The organism is Escherichia sp. MOD1-EC7003 (assembly GCF_002965065.1).
In the GTDB taxonomy this organism is placed as follows: Bacteria; Pseudomonadota; Gammaproteobacteria; order Enterobacterales; family Enterobacteriaceae; genus Escherichia.
Genome location: NZ_PTRE01000068.1, coordinates 21,465 through 34,027, shown reverse-complemented (window position 1 = coordinate 34,027; position 12,563 = coordinate 21,465). Strand labels below are relative to the sequence as shown.

The window sequence follows — 12,563 nt, the reverse complement described above, 5'->3', positions numbered from 1 at the left end:
TAGGCGAGATATCCAGGGCGGATAGAATGACTTTTAATCTTGATTTTGTACTTGTCGGTTTGATGCAAATTGTTGGCTTTTTTGTTCAAGGGTGCACCGGTTTTGGTTGTACGGTGATTGCGGCATCGGTGACCAACGGCTTGTTGGGCACTTCAGTTGGGGTGCCGTATGGCACGGTGATCACACTGCCGTTCCTCTATTTTCTGGCGGTGAAAACGTGGCGTGACGTTTCTTGGCGCGATCTCGGAAAAATTGTGGCACTGTGCGTGCCGGGAATTTTAATCGGCAACTACCTGTTTTACACCATTAGTCCCAACGTGGCGAAGATATGCATTGGCGCAATGGTGACGATTATTGCGGTGATGAATATTTATAAGCATATCGTCAACCCGATGATTTTTAAAAAGGTTGAGGCGGCTAACGCTCCTGATACGCTGGCGAGTAAGTGCTTTCGCTACGGCTGCCTGATTCTAGGCGGCATCGTCCACGGCGCGTTCACCATCGGTGGGCCGCTGATTACCGTCTATACTATTGAGGCTGTTAAGGAAAAAGAGAAATTCCGTAATACCATGAATATGGTTTGGGTGGTCTTTAATACCTGGAACGCCTTCAATCAGTACCGCAATGGGGCATTTACGGCGCACCTGGGCAGCGCGTTGACCATTGGTTTTCCGATGGCGGCTATCGGCTTCTTCCTCGGAATGGCCTTTTTGCAACGCATCAAAAAAGAAACCTTCCTGCGCATTGTCTACCTGGTGCTGTTGTTCGTTGGCGGCAATATGCTAATCACCAGCCTGATGGCAGTTGCTTGAGTTAACTCCCCCTCGGGTACTATGTGCTGAGGGGGAGGACTCTTTTGTGCTATCAGCAATGTCATGTACTGTACTCACACAGCGGGTTAACCCCTTCCTGACGCAGCATTTGGCACAGTGCAATCAACGGTAGCCCAACCAACGTATTCGGGTCGCGGCCTTCGAGACGCTCAAACAGCGAGATGCCTAACCCCTCGCTTTTGAAACTGCCTGCGCAATTTAGCGGGCGCTCTTTCCGAACGTAGTGGTTTATTTCTTGTTCAGTCAGATGGCGAAAATGGACGTCGAAAGGCTCGCATTCAGTTTGTAACTGACCGGTAACAGAATTATAAAGTGCCAGGCCGGTATAAAAGGTCACAATATTGCCACTGGCTTTCTTTAATTGTTTACGCGCATTTTCTTCCGTGTGCGGTTTACCCGTTATTTCGCCATCCAGTACGCAAACTTGGTCAGAACCAATAATCAGGTGATGAGGATAACGTTCGGTCAGCGCCTGCGCTTTCGCTTGCGCCAGACGTAGCACCAGATGGCGCGGTGATTCAGTGGGGAGGGGGAGTTCGTTTACCTCGGGCGCGACGCAGGTGAAAGGCATGCCGAGTTTCTCTAACAGCATGCGGCGGTATGGCGAAGTTGAAGCTAGAATAAGTTCAGGCATAATTTTTTAAGTAAACTATAGCGAATTAGATTGCGACATTTTAAACTACACGCCGCAATGTGTGCGAATTATTGGCAAAAGGCAACCACAGGCTGCCTTTTTCTTTGACTCTATGACGTTACAAAGTTAATATGCGCGCCCTATGCAAAAGGTAAAATTACCCCTGACTCTCGATCCGGTTCGTACGGCTCAAAAACGCCTTGATTACCAGGGTATTTATACTCCTGATCAGGTTGAGCGCGTCGCCGAATCTGTAGTCAGTGTGGACAGTGATGTGGAATGCTCCATGTCGTTCGCTATCGATAACCAACGTCTCGCGGTGTTAAACGGCGATGCGAAGGTGACGGTAACGCTCGAGTGTCAGCGTTGCGGGAAGCCGTTTACTCATCAGGTCTACACAACGTATTGTTTTAGTCCTGTGCGTTCAGACGAACAGGCTGAAGCACTGCCGGAAGCGTATGAACCGATTGAGGTTAACGAATTCGGTGAAATCGATCTGCTGGCAATGGTTGAAGATGAAATCATCCTCACCTTACCAGTAGTTCCGGTGCATGATTCTGAACACTGTGAAGTGTCCGAAGCGGACATGGTCTTTGGTGAACTGCCTGAAGAAGCGCAAAAGCCAAACCCATTTGCCGTATTAGCCAGCTTAAAGCGTAAGTAATTGGTGCTCCCCGTTGGATCGGGGATAAACCGTAATTGAGGAGTAAGGTCCATGGCCGTACAACAGAATAAACCAACCCGTTCCAAACGTGGCATGCGTCGTTCCCATGACGCGCTGACCGCAGTCACCAGCCTGTCTGTAGACAAAACTTCTGGTGAAAAACATCTGCGTCACCACATCACTGCCGACGGTTATTACCGCGGCCGCAAGGTCATCGCTAAGTAATCACGCATCTGCGTGATGAAGCTTAGTGAGGATTTTCCCCAGTTCCCTGGGGAAAGACCAAACCGGGCGGCGACGATACCTTGACACGTCTAACCCTGGCGTTAGATGTCATGGGAGGGGATTTTGGCCCTTCCGTGACAGTGCCTGCAGCATTGCAGGCACTGAATTCTAATTCGCAACTCACTCTTCTTTTAGTCGGCAATCCCGACGCCATCACGCCATTACTTGCTAAAGCTGACTTTGAACAACGTTCGCGTCTGCAGATTATTCCTGCACAGTCAGTTATCGCCAGTGATGCCCGGCCTTCGCAAGCTATCCGTGCCAGTCGAGGTAGTTCAATGCGCGTGGCCCTGGAGTTGGTGAAAGAAGGTCGAGCGCAAGCCTGTGTCAGTGCCGGTAATACCGGGGCGCTGATGGGGCTGGCAAAATTATTACTCAAGCCCCTGGAGGGGATTGAGCGCCCGGCGCTGGTAACGGTATTACCGCATCAGCAAAAGGGTAAAACGGTGGTCCTCGACTTAGGGGCCAACGTCGATTGTGATAGTACAATGTTGGTGCAATTTGCCATTATGGGCTCGGTCCTGGCTGAAGAGGTGGTGGAAATTCCCAATCCTCGCGTGGCGTTGCTCAATATTGGTGAAGAAGAAGTAAAGGGTCTCGACAGTATTCGGGATGCCTCAGCGGTGCTTAAAACAATCCCTTCTATCAATTATATCGGCTATCTTGAAGCCAATGAGTTGTTAACTGGCAAGACAGATGTACTGGTTTGTGACGGCTTTACAGGAAATGTCACGTTAAAGACGATGGAAGGTGTTGTCAGGATGTTCCTTTCTCTGCTGAAATCTCAGGGGGAAGGGAGAAAACGGTCGTGGTGGCTACTGTTATTAAAACGTTGGCTACAAAAGAGCCTGACGAGGCGATTCAGTCACCTCAACCCCGACCAGTATAACGGCGCCTGTCTGTTAGGATTGCGCGGCACGGTGATAAAAAGTCATGGTGCAGCCAATCAGCGAGCTTTTGCGGTCGCGATTGAACAGGCAGTGCAGGCGGTGCAGCGACAAGTTCCTTTGCGAATTGCCGCTCGCCTGGAATCTGTATACCCAGCTGGTTTTGAGCTGCTGGACGGTGGCAAAAGCGGAACTCTGCGGTAGCAGGACGCTGCCAGCGAACTCGCAGTTTGCAAGTGACGGTATATAACCGAAAAGTGACTGAGCGTACATGTATACGAAGATTATTGGTACTGGCAGCTATCTGCCCGAACAAGTGCGGACAAACGCCGATTTGGAAAAAATGGTGGACACCTCTGACGAGTGGATTGTCACTCGTACCGGTATCCGCGAACGCCACATTGCCGCGCCAAACGAAACCGTTTCAACCATGGGCTTTGAAGCGGCGACACGTGCAATTGAGATGGCGGGCATTGAGAAAGACCAGATTGGCCTGATCGTTGTGGCAACGACTTCTGCTACGCACGCTTTCCCGAGCGCAGCTTGTCAGATTCAAAGTATGCTGGGCATTAAAGGTTGCCCGGCATTTGACGTTGCCGCAGCCTGCGCAGGTTTCACCTATGCATTAAGCGTAGCCGATCAATACGTGAAATCTGGGGCGGTGAAGTATGCTCTGGTCGTCGGTTCCGATGTGCTGGCGCGCACCTGCGATCCAACAGATCGTGGGACTATTATTATTTTTGGCGATGGTGCGGGCGCTGCGGTGCTGGCTGCCTCTGAAGAGCCGGGAATCATCTCCACCCATCTGCATGCCGACGGTAGCTATGGTGAATTGCTGACGCTGCCTAATGCCGACCGTGTGAATCCAGAGAATTCAATTCATCTGACGATGGCGGGCAACGAAGTCTTCAAGGTTGCGGTAACGGAACTGGCGCACATCGTTGATGAGACGCTGGCGGCGAATAATCTTGACCGTTCTCAACTGGACTGGCTGGTGCCGCATCAGGCGAACTTGCGCATCATCAGCGCAACGGCGAAAAAACTCGGCATGTCGATGGACAATGTCGTGGTGACGTTGGATCGCCACGGTAATACCTCTGCGGCCTCTGTCCCGTGCGCGCTGGATGAAGCTGTACGTGACGGACGCATTAAGCCGGGGCAGTTGGTTCTGCTTGAAGCCTTTGGCGGTGGATTCACCTGGGGCTCCGCGCTGGTTCGTTTCTAGGATAAGGATTAAAACATGACGCAATTTGCATTTGTGTTCCCTGGACAGGGTTCTCAAACCGTTGGAATGCTGGCTGATATGGCGGCGAGCTATCCCATTGTCGAAGAAACGTTTGCTGAAGCTTCTGCAGCGCTGGGCTATGACCTGTGGGCGCTGACCCAGCAGGGGCCAGCTGAAGAACTGAATAAAACCTGGCAAACCCAGCCAGCACTGCTAACTGCATCTGTTGCGCTGTACCGCGTATGGCAGCAGCAGGGTGGTAAAGCGCCAGCGATGATGGCAGGCCACAGCCTGGGGGAATACTCCGCGCTGGTTTGCGCTGGGGTGATTGATTTCGCTGATGCGGTGCGTCTGGTTGAGATGCGCGGGAAGTTTATGCAAGAAGCCGTACCGGAAGGAACGGGTGCTATGGCGGCAATCATCGGTCTGGATGATGCGTCTATTGCGAAAGCGTGTGAAGAAGCGGCAGAAGGTCAGGTCGTTTCTCCGGTAAACTTCAACTCTCCTGGACAGGTGGTTATTGCCGGTCATAAAGAAGCGGTTGAGCGTGCTGGCGCGGCCTGTAAAGCTGCGGGCGCAAAACGCGCACTGCCGTTGCCAGTGAGCGTACCGTCTCACTGTGCACTGATGAAACCGGCAGCCGACAAACTGGCAGTAGAATTAGCGAAAATCACCTTTAACGCACCAACAGTTCCTGTTGTGAATAACGTTGATGTGAAATGCGAAACCAATGGTGATGCCATCCGTGACGCACTGGTACGTCAGCTGTATAACCCGGTTCAGTGGACGAAGTCTGTTGAATACATGGCAGCGCAAGGCGTACAACATCTCTATGAAGTCGGCCCGGGCAAAGTGCTTACTGGCCTGACGAAACGCATTGTCGACACCCTGACCGCCTCGGCGCTGAACGAACCTTCAGCGATGGCAGCGGCGCTCGAGCTTTAAAAGAGGAAAATCATGAATTTTGAAGGAAAAATCGCACTGGTAACCGGTGCAAGCCGCGGAATTGGCCGCGCAATTGCTGAAACGCTCGCAGCCCGTGGCGCGAAAGTTATTGGCACTGCGACCAGTGAAAATGGCGCTCAGGCGATCAGTGATTATTTAGGTGCTAACGGCAAAGGTCTGATGTTGAATGTGACCGACCCGGCATCTATCGAATCTGTTCTGGAAAAAATTCGCGCAGAATTTGGTGAAGTGGATATCCTGGTTAATAATGCCGGTATCACTCGTGATAACCTGTTAATGCGAATGAAAGATGAAGAGTGGAACGATATTATCGAAACCAACCTTTCATCTGTTTTCCGTCTGTCAAAAGCGGTAATGCGCGCTATGATGAAAAAGCGTCATGGTCGTATTATCACTATCGGTTCTGTGGTTGGTACCATGGGAAATGGCGGTCAGGCCAACTACGCCGCGGCGAAAGCGGGCTTGATCGGCTTCAGTAAATCACTGGCGCGCGAAGTTGCGTCACGCGGTATTACTGTAAACGTTGTTGCTCCGGGCTTTATTGAAACGGACATGACACGTGCGCTGAGCGATGACCAGCGTGCGGGTATCCTGGCGCAGGTTCCTGCGGGTCGCCTCGGCGGCGCACAGGAAATCGCCAACGCGGTTGCATTCCTGGCATCCGACGAAGCAGCTTACATCACGGGTGAAACTTTGCATGTGAACGGCGGGATGTACATGGTCTGACCGCGATTTGCACAAAATGCTCATGTTGCGCGCAGTCTACGTGGTTATGAGTAATAATTAGTGCAAAATGATTTGCGTTATTGGGGGGTAAGGCCTCAAAATAACGTAAAATCGTGGTAAGACCTGCCGGGATTTAGTTGCAAATTTTTCAACATTTTATACACTACGAAAACCATCGCGAAAGCGAGTTTTGATAGGAAATTTAAGAGTATGAGCACTATCGAAGAACGCGTTAAGAAAATTATCGGCGAACAGCTGGGCGTTAAGCAGGAAGAAGTTACCAACAATGCTTCTTTCGTTGAAGACCTGGGCGCGGATTCTCTTGACACCGTTGAGCTGGTAATGGCTCTGGAAGAAGAGTTTGATACTGAGATTCCGGACGAAGAAGCTGAGAAAATCACCACCGTTCAGGCTGCCATTGATTACATCAACGGCCACCAGGCGTAAGTGAACATCTCCAGGCGGTCGTTCGACCGCCTGAGTTTTATCTTTTTGTCCCACTAGAATCATTTTTTCCCTCCCTGGAGGACAAACGTGTCTAAGCGTCGTGTAGTTGTGACCGGACTGGGCATGTTGTCTCCTGTCGGCAATACCGTAGAGTCTACCTGGAAAGCTCTGCTTGCCGGTCAGAGTGGCATCAGCCTAATCGACCATTTCGATACTAGCGCCTATGCAACGAAATTTGCTGGCTTAGTAAAGGATTTTAACTGTGAGGACATTATCTCGCGCAAAGAACAGCGCAAGATGGATGCCTTCATTCAATATGGAATTGTTGCAGGCTGGCAGGCCATGCAGGATTCTGGCCTTGAAATAACGGAAGAGAACGCAACCCGCATTGGTGCCGCAATTGGCTCCGGGATTGGCGGCCTCGGATTGATCGAAGAAAACCACTCATCTTTGATGAACGGTGGTCCACGTAAGATCAGCCCATTCTTCGTTCCGTCAACGATTGTGAACATGGTGGCAGGTCATCTGACTATCATGTATGGCCTGCGTGGCCCAAGCATCTCTATCGCGACCGCCTGTACTTCCGGCATGCACAACATTGGCCATGCTGCGCGTATTATCGCGTATGGCGATGCTGACGTGATGGTTGCAGGTGGCGCAGAGAAAGCCAGTACGCCGCTGGGCGTTGGTGGTTTCGGCGCGGCGCGTGCATTATCTACCCGCAATGATAACCCGCAAGCGGCGAGCCGCCCGTGGGATAAAGAGCGTGATGGTTTCGTACTGGGCGATGGTGCCGGTATGCTGGTACTTGAAGAGTACGAACACGCGAAAAAACGCGGTGCGAAAATTTACGCTGAACTCGTCGGCTTTGGTATGAGCAGCGATGCTTACCATATGACGTCACCGCCAGAAAATGGCGCAGGCGCAGCACTGGCAATGGTAAATGCTCTGCGTGATGCAGGCATTGAAGCGAGTCAGATTGGCTACGTTAACGCGCACGGTACTTCTACGCCGGCTGGCGATAAAGCTGAAGCGCAGGCGGTGAAAACCATCTTCGGTGAAGCTGCAAGCCGTGTGTTGGTAAGCTCCACGAAATCTATGACCGGTCACCTGTTAGGTGCGGCGGGTGCAGTAGAGTCTATCTACTCCATCCTGGCGCTGCGCGATCAGGCTGTTCCACCGACCATCAACCTGGATAACCCGGATGAAGGTTGTGATCTGGATTTCGTACCGCACGAAGCGCGTCAGGTCAGCGGAATGGAATACACTCTGTGTAACTCCTTCGGCTTCGGTGGCACTAATGGTTCTTTGATCTTTAAAAAGATCTAAATTGTCATTACCCACCCTTATAAAAGGTCCGCTTGCGGGCCTTTTTTCTTAGTTTTTATTCCGACTTGTTCCGTAGTGAACATGCTGCCACACTAACAATCCTCTGATAAGGAGCCGGTATGTTCTTAATTAACGGTCATAAACAGGAATCGCTGGCAGTTAGCGATCGGGCAACGCAGTTTGGTGATGGTTGTTTTACTACCGCCAGAGTCATCGACGGTAAAGTCAGTTTGTTATCGGCGCATCTCCAGCGACTACAGGATGCTTGTCAGCGGTTGATGATTTCCTGTGACTTCTGGCGTCAGCTTGAACGAGAGATGAAAACGCTGGCAGCAGAACAGCAGAATGGTGTGCTGAAAGTCGTGATCAGTCGCGGTAGCGGCGGGCGAGGGTACAGCACATTGAACAGCGGACCGGCAACGCGGATTCTCTCCGTTACGGCTTATCCTGCACATTACGACCGTTTGCGTAACGAGGGAATGACGTTAGCGCTAAGCCCGGTGCGCCTGGGGCGCAATCCTCATCTTGCAGGGATTAAACATCTTAATCGACTTGAGCAAGTATTGATCCGCTCTCATCTTGAGCAGACAAACGCCGATGAGGCGCTGGTCCTTGACAGCGAAGGGTGGGTTACGGAATGCTGTGCGGCTAATTTGTTCTGGCGGAAGGGCAACGTAGTTTATACACCGCGCCTGGATCAGGCAGGTGTTAACGGCATTATGCGACAATTCTGTATCCGTTTACTGGCACAATCCTCTTATCAGCTTGTCGAAGTGCAAGCCTCTCTGGAGGAGGCGTTGCAGGCAGATGAGATGGTCATTTGTAATGCGTTAATGCCAGTGATACCCGTACGTGCCTGTGGCGATGTCTCCTTTTCGTCAGCAACGTTATATGAATATTTAGCCCCACTTTGTGAGCGCCCGAATTAGTCATGAAAAAAGTGTTATTGATTATCTTGTTATTGCTGCTGGTACTGGGTATCGCCGCTGGTGTGGGCGTCTGGAAGGTTCGTCATCTTGCCGACAGCAAATTGCTTATTCAAGAAGAGACGATATTTACCCTGAAGCCAGGGACCGGACGTCTGGCGCTCGGTGAACAGCTTTATGCCGATAAGATCATCAATCGGCCACGAGTTTTTCAATGGCTGCTGCGTATCGAACCGGATCTTTCTCACTTCAAAGCCGGGAGCTACCGCTTTACACCACAGATGACCGTACGCGAGATGCTGAAGTTGATGGAAAGCGGTAAAGAGGCACAGTTCCCGCTGCGGCTGGTAGAAGGGATGCGTCTGAGCGATTACCTCAAGCAATTACGTGAGGCCCCGTATATCAAGCACACGCTGAGCGACGATAAGTACGCTACCGTGGCACAGGCACTTGAACTGGAAAACCCAGATTGGATTGAAGGTTGGTTCTGGCCAGACACCTGGATGTATACCGCCAACACCACAGATGTCGCGTTACTCAAGCGAGCGCACAAGAAAATGGTGAAAGCGGTCGATAGCGCCTGGGAAGGGCGTGCGGATGGTCTGCCCTATAAAGATAAAAACCAGCTGGTGACGATGGCATCAATTATCGAAAAAGAAACCGCCGTTGCCAGCGAACGCGCTCAGGTTGCCTCGGTATTTATCAACCGTTTACGTATTGGTATGCGTCTGCAGACCGACCCGACAGTGATTTACGGGATGGGAGAGCGTTATAATGGCAAACTTTCTCGTGCAGACCTGGAAACGCCGACAGCGTATAACACCTATACCATTACCGGTTTGCCGCCAGGTGCGATAGCTACGCCGGGGGCAGATTCGCTGAAGGCTGCTGCGCATCCGGCAAAAACGCCGTATCTCTATTTTGTGGCCGATGGTAAAGGTGGCCACACGTTTAATACCAATCTTGCCAGTCATAACAAGTCTGTTCAGGATTATCTGAAAGTGCTTAAGGAAAAAAATGCGCAGTAAGTATATCGTCATTGAGGGGCTGGAAGGCGCAGGCAAAACTACCGCACGTAATGTGGTGGTTGAGACGCTCGAGCAACTGGGTATCCGCGACATGGTTTTCACTCGGGAACCTGGCGGTACGCAACTTGCCGAAAAGTTAAGAGGCCTGGTGCTGGATATCAAATCGGTAGGCGATGAGGTCATTACCGATAAAGCCGAAGTTCTGATGTTTTATGCCGCGCGCGTTCAACTGGTGGAAACGGTTATCAAACCTGCGCTGGCTAACGGCACCTGGGTGATTGGCGACCGCCACGATCTCTCCACTCAGGCGTATCAGGGCGGTGGACGTGGTATTGACCAACATATGTTGGCAACGCTGCGTGATGCTGTTCTCGGGGATTTTCGCCCCGACTTAACGCTCTATCTCGATGTTACCCCGGAAGTTGGCTTAAAACGCGCCCGCGCGCGCGGCGAGCTGGATCGTATTGAGCAAGAGTCTTTCGATTTCTTTAATCGCACTCGCGCCCGCTATCTGGAACTGGCAGGACAAGATAAAAGCATTCATACCATTGATGCCACCCAGTCGCTTGAGGCCGTCATGGATGCAATCCGTACTACCGTGACCCATTGGGTTAAGGAGCAGAACGCATGAGATGGTATCCATGGTTACGACCTGATTTCGAAAAACTGGTAGCCAGCTATCAGGCCGGAAGAGGTCACCATGCGCTACTCATTCAGGCGTTACCTGGCATGGGCGATGATGCTTTAATCTACGCTCTGAGCCGTTATTTACTCTGCCAACAACCGCAGGGCCATAAAAGTTGTGGTCACTGTCGTGGATGTCAGTTGATGCAGGCTGGCACACATCCCGATTATTACACCCTGGCTCCCGAAAAAGGGAAAAATGCGCTGGGCATTGATGCGGTACGTGAAGTCACCGAAAAGCTGAATGAGCATGCACGCTTAGGTGGTGCAAAAGTTGTTTGGGTAACCGATGCGGCATTACTGACCGACGCCGCGGCTAACGCATTGCTGAAAACGCTTGAAGAGCCACCAGCAGAAACCTGGTTTTTCCTTGCTACCCGCGAGCCAGAACGTTTACTGGCAACATTACGTAGTCGTTGTCGGTTACATTACCTCGCGCCGCCGCCAGAACAATACGCCGTGACCTGGCTTTCACGCGAAGTGACAATGTCACAGGAAACATTACTTGCTGCACTGCGCCTAAGCGCTGGTTCGCCGGGCGCGGCACTGGCGTTGTTTCAGGGCGATAGCTGGCAGGCTCGTGAAACATTATGTCAGGCTCTGGCATATAGCGTGCAATCGGGCGACTGGTATTCGCTGCTGGCGGCCCTTAATCATGAACAAGCTCCGGCGCGTTTGCACTGGCTGGCAACGTTGCTGATGGATGCGCTAAAACGCCATCATGGCGCTGCGCAGATGACCAATGTTGATGTGCCGGGCCTTGTCGTCGAACTGGCAACCCCGCTTTCTCCTTCGCGCCTGCAAGCTATACTGGGGGATGTTTGCCACATTCGTGAACAGTTAATGTCTGTCACAGGCATCAACCGCGAACTTCTCATCACCGATCTTTTACTGCGTATTGAGCATTACCTGCAACCGGGCGTTGTGCTACCGGTTCCTCATCTTTAAGAGAGACATCATGTTTTTAGTCGACTCACACTGCCATCTCGATGGTCTGGATTATGAATCTTTGCATAAGGACGTGGATGACGTTCTGGCGAAAGCCGCCGCACGCGATGTGAAATTTTGTCTGGCAGTCGCCACAACATTACCGGGTTATTTACACATGCGGGATCTGGTAGGCGAACGTGACAACGTCGTATTTTCTTGTGGCGTGCATCCGCTCAACCAGGATGATCCCTACGATGTAGAAGATTTACGCCGTCTGGCGGCAGAAGAGGGTGTTGTTGCGCTGGGTGAAACCGGGCTGGATTATTATTACACGCCGGAAACTAAGGTACGTCAGCAAGAGTCCTTCATCCATCATATCCAGATTGGTCGTGATCTGAACAAGCCGGTTATCGTCCACACCCGTGACGCCCGCGCCGATACGCTGGCAATTCTGCGCGAAGAAAAAGTGACGGATTACGGTGGCGTACTACACTGTTTTACAGAGGACAGAGAAACGGCGGGCAAATTACTGGATCTTGGATTTTACATCTCCTTTTCCGGCATAGTGACCTTCCGTAATGCGGAGCAACTGCGCGATGCCGCGCGTTATGTCCCCCTGGATCGGCTACTGGTCGAAACTGACTCGCCTTACCTTGCACCGGTACCTCATCGAGGAAAAGAGAATCAACCTGCGATGGTTCGTGATGTTGCAGAGTACATGGCTGTGTTGAAAGGTGTTGCCGTTGAAGAACTGGCGCAGGTAACCACCGATAACTTCGCCCGTCTGTTTCACATCGACGCTTCCCACCTACAATCCATCCGTTGAATGAATTTTTTTAAAGCTCGTAATTAATGGCTAAAACGAGTAAAGTTCACCGCCGAAAATTGGGCGGTGAATAACCATGTTTGAAATATTGTGACATATGTTTTATCAAAATGTGCAACTTCTCCAATAACCTGAAGTTGAAACGTGATAGCCGTCAAACAAATCGGTACTGA

General features: G+C 51.4%; 15 protein-coding genes. 14 read left to right on the top strand and 1 reads right to left on the bottom strand.

Annotated features, from left to right (window positions below):
• Positions 1 to 26 precede the first annotated feature (26 nt).
• On the top strand, positions 27 to 812 hold the full coding sequence (locus A7090_RS12895) for a TSUP family transporter (protein ID WP_105274320.1): 786 nt from the start codon (positions 27 to 29) through the stop codon (positions 810 to 812).
• Between the two features lie 61 nt (positions 813 to 873).
• On the opposite strand, the gene A7090_RS12890 is transcribed toward A7090_RS12895, so the two are convergent.
• Positions 874 to 1,467 (bottom strand): Maf family protein, encoded by a 594-nt coding sequence (locus tag A7090_RS12890; protein ID WP_105274319.1) that lies wholly within the window; start codon positions 1,465 to 1,467, stop codon positions 874 to 876.
• A 142-nt stretch (positions 1,468 to 1,609) separates the two neighbouring features.
• Here A7090_RS12890 and yceD point away from each other — a divergent pair, with 142 nt between their 5' ends.
• The 13 genes from yceD (at position 1,610) to A7090_RS12825 (ending at position 12,390) form a co-directional block, all read left to right on the top strand.
• Complete coding sequence (gene yceD / locus A7090_RS12885) at positions 1,610 to 2,131, top strand: 23S rRNA accumulation protein YceD (RefSeq protein ID WP_054250459.1); 522 nt, start codon at positions 1,610 to 1,612, stop codon at positions 2,129 to 2,131.
• A 51-nt stretch (positions 2,132 to 2,182) separates the two neighbouring features.
• Positions 2,183 to 2,356 carry a 50S ribosomal protein L32 gene (gene rpmF / locus A7090_RS12880; protein WP_000290727.1) on the top strand — a complete coding sequence of 58 codons (174 nt, stop codon included), beginning with the start codon at positions 2,183 to 2,185 and terminating at the stop codon, positions 2,354 to 2,356.
• Between the two features lie 80 nt (positions 2,357 to 2,436).
• Complete coding sequence (gene plsX / locus A7090_RS12875; protein WP_105274318.1) at positions 2,437 to 3,507, top strand: phosphate acyltransferase PlsX; 1,071 nt, start codon at positions 2,437 to 2,439, stop codon at positions 3,505 to 3,507.
• A gap of 67 nt (positions 3,508 to 3,574) precedes the next feature.
• Positions 3,575 to 4,528: a beta-ketoacyl-ACP synthase III gene (fabH, locus tag A7090_RS12870; protein ID WP_000288132.1), complete on the top strand. Its 954-nt coding sequence runs from the start codon at positions 3,575 to 3,577 to the stop codon at positions 4,526 to 4,528.
• Positions 4,529 to 4,543: 15 nt separating this feature from the next.
• Positions 4,544 to 5,473: an ACP S-malonyltransferase gene (gene fabD / locus A7090_RS12865; protein WP_105274317.1), complete on the top strand. Its 930-nt coding sequence runs from the start codon at positions 4,544 to 4,546 to the stop codon at positions 5,471 to 5,473.
• Between the two features lie 12 nt (positions 5,474 to 5,485).
• A complete protein-coding gene (gene fabG / locus A7090_RS12860; RefSeq protein WP_001008535.1) occupies positions 5,486 to 6,220 on the top strand; it encodes a 3-oxoacyl-ACP reductase FabG in 735 nt (244 codons plus the stop codon).
• A 210-nt stretch (positions 6,221 to 6,430) separates the two neighbouring features.
• The gene (gene acpP / locus A7090_RS12855; RefSeq protein ID WP_000103754.1) at positions 6,431 to 6,667 is read left to right on the top strand and encodes an acyl carrier protein; all 237 of its coding nucleotides are present in this window, start codon (positions 6,431 to 6,433) and stop codon (positions 6,665 to 6,667) included.
• Positions 6,668 to 6,754: 87 nt separating this feature from the next.
• Positions 6,755 to 7,996, top strand: a complete 1,242-nt coding sequence (fabF, locus tag A7090_RS12850; RefSeq protein ID WP_105274316.1) for a beta-ketoacyl-ACP synthase II — start codon at positions 6,755 to 6,757, stop codon at positions 7,994 to 7,996.
• Positions 7,997 to 8,115: 119 nt separating this feature from the next.
• Entirely contained in the window at positions 8,116 to 8,925 is an 810-nt protein-coding gene (gene pabC, locus A7090_RS12845) for an aminodeoxychorismate lyase (protein ID WP_105274315.1), read from the top strand.
• A gap of 2 nt (positions 8,926 to 8,927) precedes the next feature.
• Positions 8,928 to 9,950, top strand: a complete 1,023-nt coding sequence (yceG, locus tag A7090_RS12840) for a cell division protein YceG (RefSeq protein WP_105274314.1) — start codon at positions 8,928 to 8,930, stop codon at positions 9,948 to 9,950.
• On the top strand, positions 9,940 to 10,581 hold the full coding sequence (gene tmk, locus A7090_RS12835) for a dTMP kinase (RefSeq protein WP_105274313.1): 642 nt from the start codon (positions 9,940 to 9,942) through the stop codon (positions 10,579 to 10,581). Before yceG ends, tmk begins: the two co-directional genes overlap by 11 nt.
• Positions 10,578 to 11,582, top strand: a complete 1,005-nt coding sequence (gene holB, locus A7090_RS12830; protein ID WP_105274312.1) for a DNA polymerase III subunit delta' — start codon at positions 10,578 to 10,580, stop codon at positions 11,580 to 11,582. Before tmk ends, holB begins: the two co-directional genes overlap by 4 nt.
• A 10-nt stretch (positions 11,583 to 11,592) precedes the next feature.
• Positions 11,593 to 12,390: a metal-dependent hydrolase gene (locus tag A7090_RS12825; RefSeq protein WP_105274311.1), complete on the top strand. Its 798-nt coding sequence runs from the start codon at positions 11,593 to 11,595 to the stop codon at positions 12,388 to 12,390.
• The last annotated feature ends 173 nt before the right edge of the window (positions 12,391 to 12,563 follow it).